This is a genomic window from Pseudomonas mosselii, assembly GCF_019823065.1.
Taxonomy (GTDB): Bacteria; Pseudomonadota; Gammaproteobacteria; order Pseudomonadales; family Pseudomonadaceae; genus Aquipseudomonas; species Aquipseudomonas mosselii.
The window spans coordinates 4,284,042-4,306,206 of the sequence record NZ_CP081966.1 but is presented as its reverse complement, the minus strand read 5'-3'; the positions used below and the strand labels follow the sequence as shown (position 1 = coordinate 4,306,206).

The 22,165-nt window shown below is 66.4% G+C and carries 6 protein-coding genes and 1 pseudogene; 4 read left to right on the top strand and 3 right to left on the bottom strand.

The features are described from left to right. Positions 1-316: 316 nt before the first annotated feature. The 4 genes and pseudogenes from K5H97_RS19880 to K5H97_RS19865 all read left to right on the top strand — a co-directional run. Complete coding sequence (locus tag K5H97_RS19880; RefSeq protein WP_028692887.1) at positions 317-13,264, top strand: non-ribosomal peptide synthetase; 12,948 nt, start codon at positions 317-319, stop codon at positions 13,262-13,264. 150 nt (positions 13,265-13,414) lie between these two features. Continuing rightward, on the top strand, positions 13,415-17,974 hold the full coding sequence (locus tag K5H97_RS19875; RefSeq protein ID WP_155952734.1) for an RHS repeat-associated core domain-containing protein: 4,560 nt from the start codon (positions 13,415-13,417) through the stop codon (positions 17,972-17,974). Between the two features lie 11 nt (positions 17,975-17,985). Continuing rightward, positions 17,986-18,405 carry a hypothetical protein gene (locus K5H97_RS19870; RefSeq protein WP_028692888.1) on the top strand — a complete coding sequence of 140 codons (420 nt, stop codon included), beginning with the start codon at positions 17,986-17,988 and terminating at the stop codon, positions 18,403-18,405. Between the two features lie 89 nt (positions 18,406-18,494). Next, positions 18,495-18,674 (top strand): annotated as a pseudogene (locus K5H97_RS19865) (hypothetical protein); the annotation flags it as partial. An 82-nt stretch (positions 18,675-18,756) separates the two neighbouring features. Here the strand turns inward: K5H97_RS19865 and dsbG are convergent. From dsbG to dsbD, 3 genes are read right to left on the bottom strand one after another with little or no spacing between them, the layout of a single operon-like run. Beyond that, positions 18,757-19,515, bottom strand: a complete 759-nt coding sequence (dsbG, locus tag K5H97_RS19860; RefSeq protein WP_028692889.1) for a thiol:disulfide interchange protein DsbG — start codon at positions 19,513-19,515, stop codon at positions 18,757-18,759. A gap of 1 nt (position 19,516) precedes the next feature. Beyond that, the gene (locus K5H97_RS19855; protein ID WP_028692890.1) at positions 19,517-20,347 is read right to left on the bottom strand and encodes a TlpA family protein disulfide reductase; all 831 of its coding nucleotides are present in this window, start codon (positions 20,345-20,347) and stop codon (positions 19,517-19,519) included. Continuing rightward, the gene (gene dsbD, locus K5H97_RS19850; protein ID WP_028692891.1) at positions 20,347-22,065 is read right to left on the bottom strand and encodes a protein-disulfide reductase DsbD; all 1,719 of its coding nucleotides are present in this window, start codon (positions 22,063-22,065) and stop codon (positions 20,347-20,349) included. The genes K5H97_RS19855 and dsbD overlap by 1 nt, the downstream gene beginning before the upstream one ends. Positions 22,066-22,165 lie beyond the last annotated feature (100 nt).

The window sequence follows — 22,165 nt, the reverse complement described above, 5'->3', positions numbered from 1 at the left end:
AAATCACCTTGTCTCGAAGAGGAGTGGGAGCGCCCCCTGAAGGAGGCTTCCTACGACGTGCGACAAACTATTCGTAATGATAATGATTGTCAAATACGAAAGTTAATGAGTTTTGATCTATTTTGGTTCTAAGCTCCAGGCTGTGAACTGCTTCACTCCATCCCTTTGCGGCCGGCCTTCCCGGGCCGTCCGACAGGCCTAATTTCTTCCCCGGCCCATCCGTTCCCCTGTGTACATCTCGGCTGCCGAACACTGCCCGCCTGTCGTGCGCGGGTCAGTCAGGCGCGACTCACCCAGACACTGGCAGGAACATTCCATGACGGACGCCTTCGAACTCCCGCACTCGCTGGTCCAGGCCCTGGCGCAGCGCGCCGCCCAGACCCCAGAGCGCATCGCCTTGCGCTTCCTGGCCGACGCGCCCGGCGAGCAGGCAGTGCTTAGCTACCGGGACCTCGACCAACGCGCGCGGACCATCGCCGCGGCGTTGCAGGCCCGGGCCGGGTTCGGCGAGCGAGCCGTGCTGCTGTTTCCCAGCGGCCCGGACTATGTCGCGGCCTTTTTCGGCTGCCTGTATGCCGGGGTGATCGCCGTGCCGGCCTATCCGCCGGAGTCTTCGCGCCAGCATCACCAGGAGCGCCTGTTGTCGATCATCGACGACGCCGAGCCGCGCCTGCTGCTGACGGTAGAAGCGCTGAGTGACAGTTTGCAGGGCCTCGAAGCCCTGGCTGGCGCCAGCGCTCCGGGCCTGCTGGCCGTGGATCGTCTGGACCCGCAGTTGGCCGAGCAGTGGCGCGAGCCTGAGCTCACGGGCAATGACATCGCCTTCCTGCAGTACACTTCCGGCTCAACCGCGCTGCCCAAGGGCGTGCAGGTCAGCCACGGCAACCTGGTGGCCAATGAGCAACTGATCCGCCAGGGTTTCGGCATCGACCTGAACCCGGATGACGTGATCGTCAGCTGGCTGCCGCTGTACCACGACATGGGCCTGATCGGTGGCCTGCTGCAGCCGATCTTCAGCGGCGTGCCTTGCGTGCTGATGTCGCCGGGCTATTTCCTCGCCCGACCGCTGCGCTGGCTGCAGGCGATCAGCGAATACGGCGGCACCATCAGCGGCGGCCCGGACTTCGCCTACCGGCTGTGCAGCGAGCGGGTCAGCGAGGCCGCGCTCGCCGGCCTGGACCTGAGCCGCTGGCGCGTGGCCTATTCCGGTTCCGAGCCGATTCGCCAGGACAGCCTCGACACCTTCGCCGAAAAATTTGCCGCCTGTGGCTTCGACGCCAGCAGCTTCTTCGCCAGCTACGGCCTGGCCGAGGCCACCCTGTTCGTCAGCGGCAGCCGCCGCGGCCAGGGCATCGGTGCCCTGGAGCTGGATGCCGAGGCCTTCGCCGCCAACCGTGCCGAGCCGGGCAAGGGCAGCATACTGATGAGCTGCGGCTATCCGCAGCCGGGCCACGCGGTGCGCATCGTCGAGCCGCAACAGCTGCAGGTGCTGGCTGACAACCAGGTGGGCGAGATCTGGGCCGGCGGCCCGAGCATCGCCCTGGGTTACTGGCGCAACCCCGAGGCCAGCGCCCGTACCTTCGTCGAGATGGACGGCCAGACCTGGCTGCGCACGGGCGATCTGGGCTTCATGCGCGACGGCGAGGTGTTCGTCACCGGGCGCCTGAAGGACATGCTCATCGTCCGTGGCCAGAACCTCTACCCGCAGGACCTGGAGAAGACCCTGGAGCGTGAGGTCGAGATGCTGCGCAAGGGCCGGGTGGCGGTGTTCGCCGTCGACGACCAGGGCGAGGAAGGCATCGGCGTGGCGGTGGAGATCAGCCGCAACGTGCAGAAAGCGCATACGCCCGAGGCGCTGATCAATACCCTGCGCCGGGTCATCGCCGACGCCTGCCGCCAGGCGCCGGCCGTGGTCCTGCTGCTCAATCCCGGCGCGCTGCCCAAGACCTCCAGCGGCAAGCTGCAGCGCTCGGCCTGCCGCCTGCGCATGAACGACGGCAGCCTGGATATCTATGCGCGGTTCCCGACGGCGCAAACGGCGCAGGGCCATGTCCTGGCCGGTGACGACCTGCAGGCACGGATCGCCGGTATCTGGCGTGAACTGCTCAAGGTCGAGGCGGTGGCGGCGGACGATCACTTCCTGCTGCTGGGCGGCAACTCCATCGCCGCCACCCAGGTGACCGCGCGCCTGGGCGACGAGCTGGGGCTGCAACTGAGCCTGCGCACCCTGTTCGAAGCACCGACCCTGGCCGAGTACAGCGCCGCCGTGGCGGCCATTGTCGCCGAAGGCGGCAGCGCAGCCGGCGTGATCCGCAACCAGGACCGCGATCAGGCGTTACCGCAGTCACTGGCACAGAATCGCCTGTGGCTGTTGTGGCAACTGGAGCCGCAGTCCGCCGCCTACAACATCCCCGCCGGTCTGCACCTGCGCGGTGAGCTGGACGAGGCGGCGCTGCAGGCGAGCTTCCAGGCCCTGGTCGCCCGCCACGAATCCTTGCGCACGCTGTTCGACGAAGTCGACGGCCAGGCCGTGCAGCGCATCCTGCCGAGCCAGTCGTTCAGCCTGCGTCATCTGGATCTCGATGGGCTGTCGCCCGCCGAGGTGGCCGCGCGCCGCGAGGACGAGGCGCAGCAGCCGTTCGACCTGCGCCAGGGTCCGCTGCTGCGGGTGACCCTGGCCCGCCTGGACGATGAAGAGCACCAGCTGTGGGTGACCCTGCACCACATCGTCGCCGACGGCTGGTCGCTGAACATCCTGCTGGATGAGTTCGCCCGCCTGTACGCCGCCCAAGGCCAGACCGTACAACTGCCCGAACTGACGCTGGGCTACGCCGACTACGGCCAATGGCAGCGCCAGTGGCTGGCCGACGGCGAGAGCGCCCGTCAGCTCGACTACTGGAAAAACAAGCTGGGTGATGAACTACCGGTGCTCGACCTGTGCACCGACCAGCCCCGCGCCAGCCAACAGCACATCCGCGCCGCGCGCCATAGCCTCAAGGTGCCGGCGGCGCTGACCAGTGCCCTCAAGGGACTGGCCCGCGACCAGCAGGCCAGCCTGTTCATGGTCCTGCTCGCCGGCTGGCAGGCCCTGCTGCACCGCTACAGCGGCCAGGGCGACATCCGCGTCGGCGTGCCCAACGCCAACCGTCCGCGCCTGGAAACCCAGGGCATGGTCGGCTTCTTCATCAACACCCAGGTGCTGCGCGCCGAACTCGATGGCCGCCTGCCGTTCGCCGGGCTGCTGGCCCAGGCGCGCCAGGCCACCCTGGAGGCCCAGGCCCATCAGGACCTGCCGTTCGAGCAGTTGCTCGAAGCGCTGCCGCAGGCCCGTGAACAGGGCCTGTTCCAGGTCATGTTCAACCACCAGCAGCGCGACCTGTCGGCCCTGCGCCGCCTGCCCGGGCTGCTGGCCGAAGAGCTGCCGTGGCACAGCCGCGAAGCCAAGTTCGACCTGCAACTGCACAGCGAGGAAGACCACCAGGGCCGTCTGACGCTGGCCTTCGACTACGCCGCCGGGTTGTTCGAGGCGGCCACCGTCAAGCGCCTGGCCAGCCATCTGCTGGCCTTGCTCGAGCAGGTCTGCGCCGAGCCGCAGCTGGCCCTTGGCGAAGTGCGCCTGCTCGACGAGCAAGGCCGCGCGCAACTGCTCGGCTGGGGGCAGGCGCCGATGGCGAGCGCGCCGCGCCTGCTGGTCGAGCAACTCAATGAACAGGCTCGCATGACCCCCGAACGCACCGCGCTGGTGTGGGAGGGCGGCCAGCTCAGCTATGCCGAGCTGCACCAGCAGGCCAACCGCCTGGCCCACTACCTGCGTGACAAGGGCGTCGGCCCGGATACCTGCGTGGCCATCGCCCTGGAGCGTTCGCCACAGCTGCTGGTCGGCCTGCTGGCCATCTTCAAGGCCGGCGGCGCCTATGTGCCGCTGGACACCGACTACCCGGCCGAGCGCCTGGCCTACATGCTGGCCGACTGCAAGGCCGGCCTGCTGCTCAGTCACGGCAGCCTGCTCGACAAGCTGCCGCAGGTGGACGGCGTCAGCGCCATCGCCCTCGACCAGTTGCACCTGGACAGCTGGCCGAGCCAGGCCCCCGGCCTGCACCTGCACGGTGACAACCTTGCCTATGTGATCTACACCTCCGGCTCCACCGGCCAGCCCAAGGGCGTGGGCAACACCCACGCGGCCCTGGCCGAACGCCTGCAGTGGATGCAGGCCACCTACGCGCTGGATGACAGCGATGTGCTGATGCAGAAAGCGCCGATCAGTTTCGACGTGTCGGTGTGGGAGTGCTTCTGGCCGTTGGTCAGCGGTTGTCGGCTGGTGCTGGCCGGCCCCGGCGAGCACCGTGACCCGCAGCGCATCGCCCAGCTGATCCAGCAACACGAGGTGACCACGCTGCACTTCGTGCCGCCGTTGCTGCAGGTGTTTGTCCAGGAGCCGCTGGCCGCCGGCTGCACCAGCCTGCGCCGGCTGTTCTCCGGGGGCGAGGCGCTGTCCGCGGCCCTGCGCGACCGCGTGCTGCAACTGCTGCCGCAAGTGCAATTGCACAACCGCTACGGCCCGACCGAAACCGCCATCAACGTCACCCATTGGCACTGCCAGGCGAGTGATGGCGCCCGCTCGCCCATTGGCCGCCCGCTGGGCAACGTGCTGTGCCGGGTGCTGGACGACGAATTCGAGCTGAGCGCGCCGGGCGTGCCCGGCGAATTGTGCCTGGGGGGCGCGGGCCTGGCCCGTGGCTACCTCGGCCGCCCGGGGCTGACCGCCGAACGTTTCGTGCCCCAGCCCGATGGCGACGGCGCGCGCCTGTACCGCAGTGGCGACCGCGCCCGCTGGCAGGTACAGAGCCTGGCCCTGGAGTACCTGGGCCGCCTCGACCAGCAGGTGAAGGTGCGCGGTTTCCGCGTCGAACCCGAGGAAGTGCAGGCGGTGCTGCTGGCCCAGCCGGGTGTCGCCCAGGCGCTGGTGCTGATCCACCAGGACGCCGTCGGCGCCCAGCTGGTGGGCTACTACAGCGGCATCGAGCAGAGCGACGCGCTGCTGGCCGCGCTGGCCGAGCGCCTGCCGGCCTACATGGTGCCGGCGCAGCTCATCCACCTGGCGCAGATGCCCCTGGGGCCGAGCGGTAAGGTCGACCGCAAGGCACTGCCGGCGCCGGTCTGGCAACAACGTGGACATGTCGAGCCGCAGAGCGCGCTGCAGCAGCAGGTCGCGGCGATCTGGCGCGAGGTGCTGAACCTGCCGCAAGTCGGCCTGCAGGACGATTTCTTCGCCCTCGGCGGCCACTCGCTGCTGGCCACCCAGATCGTCTCGCGCACCCGCCAGGCGCTGGATGTCGAGCTGCCGCTCAAGGCCCTGTTCGACGCCAGCGGGCTGGGCGCGTTCTGCGCCGAGATCGCCCGCCTGCAGGGCAGCGGCGAGCGCAACCGCCAGGGCGCCATCGCCCGTGTCGACCGCCGCCAGGCCGTGCCGCTGTCGTACTCGCAGCAGCGCATGTGGTTCCTCTGGCAGATGGACCCGCACAGCCCCGCCTACAACGTTGGCGGCATGGCCCGCTTCCAGGGGCCGCTGCATGTGGACGCCTTCGAACGCGCCCTGCAGGCGCTGATCGTGCGCCATGAAACCCTGCGCACCACCTTCCCCAGCATCGACGGCAAGCCCTACCAGTGCGTGGCCGATGACAGCCACCTGCAACTGCACTGGCACGACTTCAGCACCCTGGCCGACGATGCCCGCCAGCAACGCCTGCAGCAACTGGCCGACGACCAGGCGCACCAGCCGTTCGACCTGGAGCGCGGCCCGCTGCTGCGCGCCTGCCTGGTCAAGGCCGGCGAGCGCGAGCATTACTTTGTCCTGACCCTGCACCACATCGTCACCGAAGGTTGGGCCATGGACATCTTCGCCCGTGAACTGGGCGAGCTGTACGAGGCCTTCGTCGACGAGCGCGAGTCGCCGCTGGCGCCGCTGCCGGTGCAGTACCTCGACTACAGCGTGTGGCAGCGCCAGTGGCTGGAAGGCGGCGAGGGCGCCCGTCAGCTGGCCTACTGGAAAGACCGCCTGGGTGACGAGCACCCGGTGCTGGCGCTGCCGGCCGATCGTCCGCGCCCTGCGGTGCAGAGCCACCAGGGTGAACTCTACCGCTTCGACCTCGATCCGGCGCTGGTCAAGCGCGTGCATGCCTTCAACAGCCAGCGCGGCCTGACCCTGTTCATGACCATGACCGCCACCCTGGCCGCGCTGCTGCACCGCTACAGCGGCCAGCGCGACCTGCGCATCGGCGCGCCGGTGGCCAACCGCATCCGTCCGGAAAGCGAAGGACTGATCGGCGCCTTCCTCAACACCCAGGTGCTGCGCTGCGAGCTGGACGGGCAGATGAGCGCCGACGCGCTGCTCGACCAGGTGCGCCAGACCATCATCGACGGCCAGTCGCACCAGGACCTGCCGTTCGAGCAACTGGTCGAGGCCTTGCAGCCGCCGCGTTCGAGCGCCTACAACCCGCTGTTCCAGGTGATGTGCAACGTGCAGCGCTGGGCCTTCCAGCAGAGCCGCGAGCTGGTGGGCATGCAGGTGGACTACCTGGTCAACGACGCCAGTGCCACCAAGTTCGACCTGTACCTGGAGGTCACCGACCTCGACGGCCGCCTGGGCTGCTGCTTCACCTACAGCCGCGACCTGTTCGACGAGCCGCGCATCGCCCGTATGGCCGAGCACTGGCAGCAGTTGCTGGTGGCGTTGATCGATGACCCGCAGCAGCGCCTGTGCGAACTGCCGATGCTCGCCGAAGCCGAACAGCAGGTGCTGATCGGCCAGCTCCAGGGCGAGCAGGACTTCGAGCTGAACCAGACGCTGCACGGGCTGTTCGCCGCCCAGGCCGAGCGCACCCCGCAGGCCCTGGCCCTGACCTTTGCCGGCCAGCACCTGAGCTATGCCGAGCTCGACCAGCAGGCCAACCGCCTGGCCCGCGCCCTGCGCGAGCGCGGCGTCGGCCCGCAGGTGCGGGTGGGCCTGGCGCTGGAGCGCTCGCTGGAGATGGTGGTGGGCCTGCTGGCCATTCTCAAAGCCGGTGGCGCTTATGTGCCGCTGGATCCGGAGTACCCGCTCGATCGCCTGCGCTACATGATCGAGGACAGCCGCCTTGGCTTGCTGATCGGCCAGCGCGACCTGCTCGACACCCTGGGCGAACTGCCGCCGGGTGTCGCGCGCTGGAGCCTGGAGGACGATGCCGCGAGCCTGTCCGCCTACAGCGACGCCGCCCTGGACAACCTCAACCTGGCGCAGCACCAGGCCTACCTGATCTACACCTCCGGCTCCACTGGCAAGCCCAAGGGCGTGGTAGTCAGCCACGGTGAAATCGCCATGCACTGCAAGGCGGTGATCGCCGAGTTCGGCATGCGCAGCGACGACTGTGAGCTGCATTTCTATTCGATCAACTTCGACGCCGCCAGCGAGCGCCTGCTGGTGCCGCTGCTGTGCGGCGCCCGCGTGGTGCTGCGCGCCCAGGGCCAATGGGGCGCCGAGGAAATCTGCCAACTGGTGCGTGAACAGCAGGTCAGCGTGCTCGGCTTCACCCCGAGCTACGGCAGCCAGCTGGCCCAGTACCTGGCCGGGCAGGGCGAGCAGTTGCCGGTGCGCCTGGTGATCACCGGCGGCGAGGCACTGACCGGCGAACACCTGCAGCGCATCCGCCAGGCCTTTGCCCCGCAACAGTTCTTCAACGCCTACGGCCCGACCGAAACCGTGGTCATGCCGCTGGCGTGCCTGGCACCGGACACGCTGCCCGTCGATGCCAGCAGCGTGCCTATCGGCCGGGTGATCGGCGCCCGCACGGCCTACATCCTTGACGACGACCTGGCCCTGCTGCCACAGGGCGGCATCGGTGAGCTGTACGTGGGCGGCGCGGGCCTGGCCCAGGCTTATCACGACCGTCCAGGCCTGAGTGCCGAGCGCTTCGTCGCCGACCCGTTCAGCCATGACGGTGGCCGCCTGTACCGCACCGGCGACCTGGTACGCCTGCGCGCCGATGGCCTGGTGGAATATGTCGGGCGTGCCGACCAGCAGGTGAAGATCCGTGGCTTCCGTATCGAGCTGGGCGAGATCGAAAGCCGCCTGCAGGAGCACGCCGACGTCGAGGAGGCGGTGGTCCTGGCCCTCGACCTGCCGGGGGGCAAGCAACTGGTGGGCTACCTGGTGTGCCCGCAGGCCAGCGCCGACGGCGAGGCCCAGGCCCAGCTGCGCGAGGCGGTCAAGGCCGACGCCCGCCTGCACCTGCCGGACTACATGGTACCGGCGCACCTGGTGCTGCTCGACAGCCTGCCGCTGATGGGCAACGGCAAGCTCGACCGCCGCGCGCTGCCGGCGCCGGACCTGCAGCAGGCGCGCCAGCACTACCAGGCACCGGCCAATGAGCTGGAAAGCCAATTGGCGCAGGTCTGGCGCGAAGTGCTCAACCTGCCGCGCATCGGCGTGCAGGACAACTTCTTCGAACTGGGCGGCGACTCGATCCTGTCGATCCAGGTGGTCAGCCGGGCCCGTCAGCTGGGGCTGCAGTTCACCCCGCGCGACCTGTTCCAGCACCAGACCATCCAGACCCTGGCGGCGGTGGTGACCCGCAGCGAGGCGCCGGGCAGCATCGAGCAGGGCCCGCGTGAGGGCAGAGCCGGCCTGACGCCAATCCAACACTGGTTCTTCGACAGCGAAGTGCCGCAACCACAGCACTGGAACCAGGCCGTGCTGCTGCAGGTACGCCAGCCGCTGCAGGCCGAGGCGCTGGAACAGGCCCTGGCCGCGCTGGTCGAACACCATGACAGCCTGCGCCTGCGCTTCGGCCGGGCCAATGGCCGCTGGCAGGCCGAGTACGCCCAGTCGAGCACCCAGCCGTTGCTGTGGACCGCGACCGTGAGCGATTTGGAGAACTGCCAGGCCCTCTATACCGATGCGCAGCGCAGCCTCGACCTTGCCGAGGGGCCGCTGCTGCGCGCCTTGCTGGTCAGCGACGAGCAGGGCGCCCAGCGCCTGCTGCTGACGATCCATCACCTGGTGGTCGATGGCGTGTCCTGGCGTGTCCTGCTGGAAGACTTGCAGGCGCTTTATCGGGGTGAAACGCTGGCCGCCAAGACCCATGCCATGGGCGACTGGGCGGCGCGCCTGGCCAGCTATGCCGGCAGCGATTCGCTGCGTGACGAGCTGGACTGGTGGGAGGCGCAACTGGGCAGCGCCCGTCGCGAACTGCCCTGCGACCATCCCCAGGGCGGCAACCTGCACAGGCATGCCCGCAGCATCGCCATCGAGCTGGACGTCGAACAGACCCGCCAGCTGCTGCAACAGGCGCCGGCGGCCTACCACACCCAGGTCAACGATCTGTTGCTGACCGCCCTGGCGCGCACCCTGTGCCAGTGGAGCGGCGATCAACAGGTGCTGGTGCAGCTGGAAGGCCATGGCCGTGACGGCTTGTTCGAGGACATGGACCTGACCCGCAGCGTCGGCTGGTTCACCAATGCCTACCCGCTGAGCCTGAGCCCGCAGATGGGCGAGGACGAGTCGGCCCGTGCCGGGTCGATCAAGCGCATCAAGGAGCAACTGCGCCAGGTGCCGCACAAGGGGCTGGGCCATGGCGTGCTGCGCTACCTGGCCGACGAGGCCGGGCGCGAACGCATGGCCGCGCTGCCCCAGGCGCGCATCACCTTCAACTACCTGGGCCAGTTCGACCAGCAGTTCGACCAGGCGGCGCTGTTCCAGCCGCTGGACGCCCCCGCGGGCCTGGCCCATGACCTCGATGCGCCGCTGCCGAACTGGCTGAGTGTAGATGGCCAGGTGTACGGCGGCGCGCTGCAACTGCGCTGGAGCTTCAGCGCCGAGCGCTACGACGAAGCGACCATTGCCCGTCTGGCCGACGCCTACCGCCACGAGCTGCTGGCCCTGGTCGACCACTGCCTGGCGGACGGCAACGGCAGCTTCACGCCGTCGGACTTCCCGCTGGCGCAACTGACCCAGGAGCAGATCGACGCGCTGCCGATCCCGACCGCCGAGATCGAGGACGTCTACCCGCTGACGCCGATGCAGGAAGGCCTGCTGTTGCACACCCTGCTCGAGCCGGGCACCGGCATCTACTACATGCAGGACCGCTACCGCATCAACAGCGCCCTGGACCCCGAGCGCTTCGCCCAGGCCTGGCAGGCCGTTGTGGCGCGCCACGAGGCGTTGCGCGCATCGTTCAGCTGGAACGCTGGCGAAGCGATGCTGCAGATCATCCACAAGCCCGGCAAGACCCCGGTGGACTACCAGGACTGGCGCGGCCTCGACGAGACCACCCAGGAGGCGCGCCTGCAGGCTTTGCACAAGCAGGAGCGCGAGGCCGGATTCGAACTGCTGCGCGAAGCGCCGTTCCACCTGCGCCTGGTGCGCGTCGACGAGGCACGCTACTGGTTCATGATGAGCAACCACCACATCCTCATCGATGCCTGGTGCCGCTCGCTGCTGATGAACGACTTCTTCGAGATCTACCAGGCCCTGGGCGAGGGACGCCAAGCCCAGCTGCCGGTGCCGCCGCGCTACCGCGACTACATCGGCTGGCTGCAGCGCCAGGACCTCGACGAGGCGCGCCAGTGGTGGCAGGCCAACCTGGCCGGCTTCGAACGGGCCACGGCGATCCCCAGCGATCGACCGCTGCGCCACGATCACGCCGGTGACGGCATGGTAGTGGGCGATTGCTACACCCGCCTCGAGGTGAGCGAGGGCGTGCGCCTGCGTGAACTGGCCCAGGCTCACCAGCTGACGGTCAACACCTTCGCCCAGGCGGCCTGGGCCCTGACCCTGGCCCGATACAGCGGCGACCGCGACGTGGTGTTCGGCGTCACCGTGGCCGGGCGTCCGGTGAGCCTGCCGCAGATGCAGCGCACGGTCGGCCTGTTCATCAACAGCATCGCCCTGCGTGTGCAGATGCCGCAGCCCGGCGAACGGCGCAGCGTGCGTGACTGGCTGCAAGGCCTGCTCGAGCGCAACATGCAGCTGCGTGAGTACGAGTACCTGCCGCTGGTGGCGATCCAGGAGTGCAGCGAACTGCCCAAGGGCCAGCCGCTGTTCGACAGCCTGTTCGTGTTCGAGAACGCCCCGGTGGAAACCGCCGTGCTCGACCACGCCCAGCACCTGGACGCCAGCTCCGACTCGGGCCGTACCCACACCAACTTCCCGCTGACCGCAGTGTGCTACCCGGGCGATGACCTGGGCCTGCACCTGTCATTCGACCAGCGTTACTTCGACTACCCGACCGTCGAGCGCCTGCTCGCCGAGTTCAAGCGCCTGCTGCTGGCGCTGGTCGAGGGCTTCAATGGCGAGGTGGATGAGCTGGCACTGCTGGGCGCCGAGGAGCAGCGCTTCCTGCTCGACGACTGCAATCGCACCGAGCACAGCTACGCCCTGGAGCAGAGCTACGTCGAGCTGTTCGAGGCGCGGGTCGCCGCGCACCCTCAGCGCACCGTCGCCCGCTGCCTGGAGGCGTCCTACGACTATGCCGGGCTGAACGTGGCGGCCAACCGCCTCGGCCATGCCCTGGTCGCGGCCGGCGTGGCCATCGACCAACCGGTGGCGCTGCTGGCCGAGCGCGGCTTGGCGCTGCTGGGCATGATCGTCGGCAGCTTCAAGGCCGGCGCCGGCTACCTGCCGCTGGATCCGGGCCTGCCGTCGGCGCGCCTGCAACGCATCGTCGAGCTCAGCCGCACGCCGGTGCTGGTGTGCAGCGCGGCCTGCGCCGAGCAGGCGCGCCAGTTGCTCGACGAAGTGGCGGGTGCGGCACGGCCGAAGCTGCTGGTCTGGGAAGAGGTGCAGGCGAGCCACGTGGCCAGCCACAACCCCGGCATCCACAGCGCGCCGGACAACCTCGCCTACGTGATCTACACCTCCGGCTCCACCGGGCTGCCCAAGGGCGTGATGGTCGAGCAGCGCGGCATGCTCAACAACCAGCTGAGCAAGGTGCCGTACCTGGCCCTGGACGAGCAGGACGTGATCGCCCAGACCGCCTCGCAGAGCTTCGACATCTCGGTGTGGCAATTCCTCGCCGCGCCGCTGTTCGGGGCCAAGGTGCAGATCGTGCCGAACGCCATCGCCCACGACCCGCAGGGCCTGCTGAGCCATGTGCAGGCCACCGGCATCACCGTGCTGGAGAGCGTGCCGTCGCTGATCCAGGGCATGCTGGCCAACGATCACCAGGCCCTCGACGGCCTGCGCTGGATGCTGCCGACCGGCGAGGCCATGCCGCCCGAGCTGGCCGCCCAGTGGCTGCAGCGTTACCCGACCATCGGCCTGGTCAACGCCTATGGCCCGGCGGAGTGTTCGGATGACGTGGCGTTCTTCCGCGTCGACGCCGCCTCGACCCAGGGCAGCTACCTGCCGATCGGCACGCCGACTGACAACAACCGCCTGTATCTGCTCGGCGAGGACCAGACCCTGGTGCCGCTGGGCGCGGTGGGTGAGCTGTGCGTCGCCGGCACCGGCGTGGGCCGTGGCTATGTCGGCGATCCGCTGCGCACCGCCCAGGCCTTCATCCCACACCCGTACGGTGCGCCGGGCGATCGCCTGTACCGCACCGGCGACCTGGCCCGGCGCCGTCCCGATGGCGTGCTGGAGTACGTCGGGCGTATCGACCACCAGGTGAAGATCCGCGGCTACCGCATCGAGCTGGGCGAGATCGAGGCACGCCTGCACGAGCAAGCCGAGCTGCGCGATGCCGCGGTGGGCGTGCAGGAAGGAATCAACGGCAAGCACTTGGTCGGCTACCTGGTGGCGCACCATGGCGTCGCCGCCGACGCCGCGCTGCTCGACCAGCTCAAGCAGCGCCTGCGCGCCGAGCTACCGGAGTACATGGTGCCGCTGCACTGGGGCTGGTTCGACAACCTGCCGCACAACGCCAACGGCAAGCTCGACCGCAAGGCGCTGCCGGCCATCGAGATCGGCGGCCAGCACAGCCAGGCCTACCTGGCGCCGCGCGACGATCTGGAGCAGACCCTCGCCGGCATCTGGGCCGATGTGCTCAAGGCCGAGCGGGTGGGCGTGCGCGACAACTTCTTCGAGCTGGGCGGGCATTCGCTGCTGGCGACGCAGATCGCCTCGCGGGTGCAGAAGGCCCTGCAGTTGAATGTGCCGTTGCGGGCGATGTTCGAGTGCAGCACGGTCGAAGAGCTGGCGGACTATGTGCGCGGGCTGCAGGACAGCGCGCTGGATGACGCCAAGGTCGATCGGTTGAGCGACCTGATGGCGGAGCTGGAGGCGTTGTAGCCACTTCGGCACGTCAGCGCAGGGCCTGCCTGTTTCCACAGGATCAGGCAAGCCCTGCGCTGATGCGCCGAAGTGGCGCATGGCCACCCTGTAATCCTCACACTTGCCGGTGCTACGCTGCACACACTGCGCAAGGATTTCACTGGTTTCATGGACGATAGCCTGCATGCCGCCCGTATGGGCGATCTCATTCTTCATCCCCCGCTGATGGCCGAGCTGGTCAGTGGCTTGGTCGAGGCCGCCGTCTATGCGGCGGCGGTCGCCGCGGTCGGCGCCGCCATCGGTGGCGCGGTGGTCGCTGTGGTCGGTACCGGCGGCGCCGCCGCCGTGCTCACACCGCTGATTGCCGGGGTCATGGTCAGTGCCGCCGCCATGCTGCCGGCCGGTGAAGACAAGAGCATTGGCGACCATATCAGCGACTTCAGCAACTGGGTCGGCAATTCGCTGTTTCCGCCCGAGCCGTACGGCTCGATCAGCAGTGGTTCGCACAACACCCGCATCAACGGTATCTTCGCGGCGCGCGCCGCCGGAGTGAGTGGTGGCCCGGTCGAGGCGCCGGGCCCAGCCGATGAACCGTCGATCCTCGAAAACATCGGTGCCTACGCCATGGTCGGCGCCTCGATGGTGTTGCCGGTGATCGGCCTGGCGCAGGAGATCAACAGCATCTTCAACCCGCCGGTGACCACGCCGGCCGCGCCCGGATCGATTCCCAAGCCCGAGGACAAGGCGGTCTGCAGCAAGCACCCACCGATGCCCGAACAGTTCGTTGCCCAGGGCTCGGACAAGGTGTTCATCAATGGTCAGCCGGCAGCGCGGGTTGGAGACAAGACCACCTGCGACGGGCCGATCGGCATGACCTACTCGCCCAATGTGCGCATCGGTGGCGGCACCACCACCGTGCGCGACATCCAAGACGGCAAGAGCGCCGCGGCGAAGATCATTGGCCTGATTGCCGGGATGCTCATCAGTCGCCGGGGCATGCTCAAGGGGCGCCGCTGCGGGGTGGGCAACCCGGTGGCTCCAGCGATGGGCAGCAAATTCCAGGACGGCCCCGAGGATGTGGATTTCACACTCGCAGCGATGGTCCCGATCAATTGGGCGCGGCGCTATGACAGCAACGACCGGCGTAGCGATGGCTTGTTCGGCATGGGGTGGAGTGTGCCCTACGAAGTGCGCCTGGAGCGTGTCGCGCACCCTGAGGGGGGCGAGTTGTGGATCTACGTCGATGATGAGGGCGCCAGGCTGGAGCTCGGGCGTCTGCAGGTCGGCAGTGCCTTTGTCAGCATTCTCGATGGCCTGGCGTTTTTTCATCAGGACAACGGCTTCACCATCGTCGAGGACATCAACAGCGGCTTGTACCGGGTGTTTCATACCGATCCACTGGACAGTCGGCGGTCGCGCCTGGTCAAGGTCGGTGATCGCAACCTCAATTGCCTGGAGCTGTTCTACGATGAACACGGCCGATTGCAGTTCCTCGGCGACAGCTCGGCCCGGATCTTCATCGAACTGTGCTATGCCGACGGGCAACCGCGCCGGGTAGCCGAGATCCACAGACTATCCTTGCGGTCCGGCCGGGCCTTTGCCGTCGAGCAGCGCGAATGCCTGGTGCAGTATCGCTACACCTCGGCAGGGCAATTGGAGGCTGTCGCCGATGCCGAAGGGCAATTGCTGAGGCAGTTTACCTACACCGACCAAGGGTTGCTGGCCAGCCATACGCTGCCCATGGGGGCTACCCGGTACTACGAGTGGGCCTGCTTCACGCCACCGCCGGCGCGCCAACCGTGCAGTCTGGATGGCACGCCTTACGCCATGCCTGCGCTGTTGGAGCCACAGCCTGAGCATGAATGGCGCGTGGTTCGGCACTGGGGCAGCGACGGCGAGGACTATCGCTTCATCTATGACCTGGAGCAGGGCCATACCCAGGTCATCGATGGCCTGGGGCGTGAGGAACACTATCACTGGGGCGCGCTGAACGAGGTACACACCTACATCGATGCGCTGGGATATCGCTGGCGGCACGACTATGTCGATGGCCTGTTGCGACGCACCCTCGATCCACAAGGTGGCGAGTGGTCCTATAGCTACGATGCGCTCGGGCGCGTGGTTGCCACTGCCGACCCGTTGGGGCGTCGTGAAAGCATCGGCTACACCGAACATTGGGCCTTGCCCACCCGCATCGTCGATGGAGCAGGGCATGAGCGTCGTTATACCTATGATGCTCGGGGCAACCTGTTGTCCGAAGTCGATCCACTCGGGCAACTGACACGTTACGACCACGATCGTCAGGGGCGTATGGTGCGTAGTGTCGACGCCATAGGCAAGGAGCGTTCGTTCAATTGGAATGATCGCGGCCAACTGATCTGTGCGCGTGACTGCTCTGCTCAACAGACCCACTATCGCTACGATTGGCGCGGGCACCTGAGTGAGGTGCGCAACGCCGAGGGTGGCACCACGCGCTATCGCTTCGACAGCCGTGGTCGCCTGTTGCAGCGCGAGTTGGCTGACGGCAGGGTCGAGCACTACCAGATCGATGCAGCGGGGCAGTTGGCCCGCCATGTCGACCCAGCACAGCGCATGACCCAATGGCAATATGACGGCAGCGGTCGACTGCTGCAGCGTACTGATGCGCTGGGGCACACCGTGCGGTTGCACTGGGATGCCTATGGCCGCTTGCAGCAGTTGGAAAACGAGAATGGCGAGCACTATCGCTTCCAGTGGGATGCACTAGATCGGTTGGTTGGTCAGCGTAACCTCGATGGTGGCGGTTTCAGTCTGCTTTATGATGCCCTGGATGCGATCACCCAACGCACCGTGCACCCATGCCGCGAAGCGGAGCCCGTGTTGCCGGGCAGCCCGGATGAGCCCGAAGTGTTTGCACAGGTTCACTACCATGAACACGATGCGGTCGGTCGTCTGTTGTGCAGGCGGACCGACGATGGCGAGACGACCTACCGCTACGATGCTGCTGACAATCTGCTGGCGATCCGTTTCACTCACCGTAATGGTCAGGTCCAGCAGTTGGACTTCACCTACGACGCCATGGGGCGATTGCTGAGCGAAAGTCAGGGTCCAGGGCAACTCGGTTACACCTATGATCCCCTCGGTAACCTGCAGACCTTGACGCTGCCTGACTCTCGCCGGATCAACTACCTGTGTTACGGCAGCGGACATCTGCACCAGATCAACCTCGATGGGCGGGTGATCAGCGATTTCGAGCGCGATGCGCTACACGGCGAGGTCTTGCGCAGCCAGGGCGCATTGCTTACCAGAACCCGTTATGACAGCACGCGGCGCCTGCTGCGCAAGGCTGTGGAATATCAGGATGGCGAGCCCACCCGCTTGCCATTGCTGCAGAAGGACTATGAGTACGATGCGACAGACAACCTTGTCGGCGAGGTACTGACCCAGACGCAGCGCGCTGGTAGCGGGCTGGGGGTCGAGCTTGAGCATCTGGTCGGTCGTTTCCAGGCCGGTGCCGGTGGGCGTGGCAGCTACCAGGGGCGCATTGGTTATGACTATGGGCCCACCGAACGAATCCATGGCGCGTCACGCCAGTTGCCTCAGCAACAGCCGATGGTCGAGCACTTTGGCTACGACCTTGCCGGCAACCTGCTAGAGGGATATCAGGTCAACGGTCGGGTACGGCATAACCGGGTCAAGGTGTTCCAAGACAGACGCTATCGCTACGACCGCTTTGGTCGGCTCGAGGAGAAACGCTCCGGCAATCGTCTGCTCCAGCGTTTTGAGTACGATGCAGAGCACCGGCTGGTCTGTATCCGTCAGCGGCGTGGGCCGCTTCGCGAACGGATCGAGTTTGCTTACGACCCCTTGGGCAGGCGCATCGACAAAAGGGTCTACCGTGACGAGCTGGACGTGCCGGTCAGCCGAACCGAGTTTCAGTGGCAAGGCCTGCGTCTGTTGCGAGAAGTTCAGGACGGCAAACCGAGTCTCTATCTGTACGCAGACGCGGCGGGCCATGAGCCACTGGCCAGGGTAGATGGGCTGCCTGGACATGAGCAGGTTTTCCACTTTCATACGAATCTGGTCGGCCTGGTAGAGCAACTGACCGACGAACACGGGATAACTGCCTGGCAGGGGCAGTACCAGGTATGGGGCAACAACTGCGAGGAATGGCATGCGCCGGAGCAGGTCAGCCGGCAGAATGTGCGTTTTCAGGGGCAGTACCTGGATCGGGAAACTGGGCTGCACTACAACACATTCAGATTCTATGACCCGGATATCGGGCGGTTTACCCAACAAGACCCGCTAGGTTTGAGGGGCGGGATCAACCTCTATCAATATGCGCCTAATCCTCTGTCATGGATCGATCCGTTAGGCTTGGAGGTGGTGCGTGTTTATCATTACACGAGCAAGGAAGGTTATAAGGGAATCATGGGGACAGGCGTGATTAATCAAAGTGACCCCGGCGCCAGGGGGCGAGGCGCTATTCAAGGCAAGCCCAAAGGTGTCTACGTGACGACACTAACGCCTGAGGAAATGGAGAGCACCAATGTAAGAGGTAAAATGGGGCTGACCAAAGAGAAAAGTACCCATTTTGTTTCATTTGAGGTTGATAGCGGGAAAGTTAAAAAAGTGGATCGGCAGAATGCTTATCTAAGGCTCTATATACAAGAAGATATTCAGCTCCGGGACGCTAATAGAAGACTTCGCGCTGATGTCAGTCACGGTGCTTCCGGATGCAAGCTATAGGAGACAGTGAAATGGCTGATTGGTCGGGTGTCATGTATGGCTTTTATACCGATACGTCGCTGGAGGCAGGGCTCGCGGCATTGACGGAAAAAGCAGCACGTCTGGGGTTTCAGTCACAGCAGGAGTGCATTCGGGGAGAGGAGTTTATTCTTTTCTATAAAGATGAGGGGATGCTGAAGGCCCACCTTGAGCAAGGTTACAATCTGGGGGCGACGGGCGAGGGGTGCTTCGGCGTTGAGGCAAAGCCAGCAGCGTTGAACGGGATCGCTACGCTATTCGAGTTTGAAGGTGATTCGGATTTCGAACCGTACGATATCAATTTGCGCTTCAATCGAATTTTTTACTATGTATTGGTGTTGCCGGACAGTGTCGAAAAATCAGATTTCTGTCAGCGTATACACACTCTATTTTCCGAGACCTTGATGGCTTGAGCCATGGTCAAGGTCGAGGGTGAAGCGGGCGTATCAATGAGCGTGTAAAGGACGGCTCCGGCCGTGTGCCGACCGTATCTCCTTGTCCACGACTATTTGGTTGGCTGAAGGAGAACCGCCGCCTGGGTACACGCCGCTGCAAGCTGGCGGAAAGCTTTGCTGCAATGATCAGGATGGCTTGCTGGCGGCGGTGTTTATGGCATTACTTTTCGTACAGTGCCCAGGCGAACGCAAAGCGCTTTGCGACCCGTCAGGGTCGCTGGGCTTGAAGCGCTGTCTGCTGGTGGGTTACGACAGCCCTGTCGAGGTATTCGCCAAAGGCTATCGTTGCACCTTCAGATAGATTGCCGTTTAACGCTTGCCGAGTATCTTCCCCAGCATCTCCGGCCGCGGCGCCCCTTGCTGGCTCTGCAACTGCCCTTGCTCATCCTGGTAGAAGATCGCCGGTGTCGCGGCCAGGCCCAGTTCTTCCATCAGCGCCAGATTCGCCTCGAGCCTCTTCTGAACCGTCTCCGGCACCTTGTCCAGCGCCTTGAGCGTGCTGGCCTTGCCGGCCTTCTCGTGTTCCTGCAAGGCCTTGGCCGGGTCCTTGGCGGCGAGCAGCGCGGCGGACTTGCCCGGGCTGTCCTCGCGGATGATGCCGACCATGATGTGGCGCAGCTGCACCTTGCCCGACTCGACCCAGGGCCGGGCCTGCTGCCAGAACATGTTGCAATAGGGGCAGTTGGGGTCGCTGAACAGGTAGACGGTACGGGGTGCGTCCACCTTGCCGTCCTGGATCCAGGCGGTCTTTTCCATCTTCGCCCAGACCGCCTTGCTCATCGGTGCGTACACCAGCTTTTCCAGTGGCTCGGCACTGAGGTCCTTGCCCTGCTCGTCGAACAGGCTGCCCACCAGCACGTGCTTGCCGTCGGGCGTCAGGTACAGGGCGATGCCGTTGTTGTGGTACTCGGCGGCATAGCCGCGCAGGCCATTGGGGGCGTCGAAGCTGCCCTTGATCACGGCGCCCTTGGCCTGCAGTTGCTGGATCGGCTTGGGTAGCTCTTCGGCGTGCAGCAGGGGCGCGGCGAGCAGGGTGAAGGTCAGGGGCAGCAGCGCATTCAATCGCATGTCAGTTTCCTTGTGGGGCGGGCGCATCGGCGCGTTCGAAGGGTTCCAGGGCGTGGCGCAGGCTGGCGCGCGACAGCTCGCCCAAGTGGCTGCCGACCAGCCGCCCTTCGGCGTTGTAGAACAGGGTGGTGGGCAGGGCCATGGAGCCGACCTTGCGGGCCAGTTCGCCAGTGCCGTCAAACAGTACGTGGGATAGGGTCAGGCCGGTTGTGGCCATGAAGGTGCTGACGTTTTCCGGGGTTTCTCCCTGGTTGACGAACAGGAAGGTCACGTGGGGGTAGTCGTCCTCGGCCTGTTGCAATACCGGCATTTCGCGCCGGCAGGGCGGGCACCAGGTGGCCCAGATGTTGATCACCAGCGGTCGCCCGCGGTAGCTGTGCAGGGCCACCACCTGCCCGCGGCTGTCGCGCAGGCTCAGGTCCGGCAGCTCGGTGCCCTTGCTGTACAGGTGGCTGGCCAGGCTGGACAGCCCCCAGAACAGCGCGCCGCTGAACAACGCCCAGCCCAGTGGCCGGCGCAGGCCGGGGCGCCGCCAGCCCTGCCACAGGGTGCCGAGGACGATGCCCAGCAGGCCGCCCCAGAGCAGGAAGCCGCCGTCGCGGATGTCGATGACCTGCAGCGGGTCGTCGCGGTACATCGGCCAGTAGGCCAGGACGAAGCCCAGGCGAGCGAACAGCAATCCCAGCAGGAACAAATTGAACAGCGCCGACTCCGGATTCTCGCCGCCGTGCCTGGCCACCCGCCAGCCGACCAGGCTGGCGATGCCCAGCGCCGCGAGCAGCAGCAGGTGGTTAAGGGCCATGGTCAGTGGACCGAGGGTGACGGTCAGCATCAGCCTTGGCTCCTGGTCTGGGCCCAGTGTTGCAGGAAACCGGTGGCGTCGATCTCGCCGGTGATGCGTCGGGCACGGCGCTCGTCGCCTTCCGGGCCAATCCAGATCAGGCTGGGCGGGCCTGGTACCTGGAAGCGCTGCAGCAGTTCGCGACTGGCCGGGGAATCGGCGGTCACATCCAGGCGCAGCAGGTGCATGCCGGCCAGGCTAGCCTGGACATCGCCACGGCCGAACACCTGCTTTTCCATGACCTTGCACGACACGCACCAGTCGGCATAGTAGTCCACCAGCACCCACTGGCCACGGGCCTTGGCGGCGTCGAGCTCACGTTGCAGGTCGGCCGGCGCGCTCACGGTGACGAAGGCGTCGTGGGCGTTGGCCGGGGCTGCTGCCGTGCCCTTGCCGGCGAAGGGCTGCAGAGGTTGCCACAGGTCGTTGCCCCCGGCTGCGGCGCCCACCAGCAGCAGGCCACCCCACAGGGCGCCGAGCAGAGGAATGGCGCGCAAGGCGGGCAGGCGTTGCAGGGCCGGCCAGGCGGCCCAGCCCAGGGCGATCAGCCAGGCGCCGGCCAGGGCCAGCACCAGCGTTTCCGCCAGCAGGCCACGCACGGTGTACAGAGCCATGGCCAGGAACACGAAGCCGAACAAGCCCTTGACCAGGTTCATCCAGGCACCCGGGCGTGGCAGGTAGCGGTTGCCCAGGGTGACCAGCAACAGCAATGGCACGCCCATGCCCAGCCCGAGGCTGAACAGCACCAGCGCGCCTTGCAGCACATCGCCGCTCTGGGCGATGAACAACAACGCGCCGGCCAGTGGCGCGGTCATGCAAGGTCCCAGCAGCAGGCCCGACAACGCGCCCAGCAATGCCGCACCGTAGAGGTTGCCGCCACGGGTGCCTTGTCCGGCTCGGTCCAGGCGGTCACGCAGGGCGGCCGGCAACTGCAGTTCGAAGGCGCCGAACATCGGCAGGGCCAGGAGCACGAACAGGCCGGCCAGGCTGCCCAGCAGCCAGGGCTGTTGCAACCAGGCCTGCAGGCTTGCGCCCAGCAGCGCGGCGATCACGCCCAGGGCGGCGTAGACCAGCGCCATGCTCAGCACATAGATACCGGCCAGCCACCAGCCGCGCCGGGCGCTGGCGCCGTTGCCCAGGACCAGCCCGGCAAGGATTGGCAGCATCGGCAGCGAGCAGGGGGTGAAGGCCAGCAGCAGGCCCAAGCCGAAGAACGCCAGCAGGCTCCAGGCCAGGCTGTCCTGTTGCAGGGTACCGGCCAGCGCCTGGTCGCTGGCCTGATCGGCAGCGGCGACTGGCGTGGCGCTACCGCCGAGAGCGATCGGCGTGGTCTGCGGCGGGTAGCACAGGCCAGCGTCGGCGCAGCCTTGCCAGCCCAGGCGCAGTTCACCGCTGGCGCCGGCCGGCAGCAGCAGTTCCAGCTCGGAGCGATAGACTGCGCTGTCGCCGAAGAACTCGTCGTGGTGGTTCTCGGCCTGGGGCAGCACGGGGTGCTGCTCAGGGGGCAGTCCGTCGAACTTCAGGCGTTTTTGGTAAAGGTAGTAACCGTCCTTGATCTGGAAATGCAGGCGCATCTGGCCGTTTTCCAGGCGATCGTGGGTCAGGACGAAGGCTTCGTTGACCGGCAGGAAGTCCGGCTTGACCGCAAAGGGGTTGGCCTGGAGGGGGCCGGCGAGCAGGAATGTCAGGAAGAGCAGGAGAACACGCATGTCGACGCCTTGGCAGAGCTTTGAAGAGGGCCATGCTGGCCTTGGGTTATTAACTGAAGGTTAAGTTGGTCTTAGGATCGGCGACAGCCTTGTCTGTCCC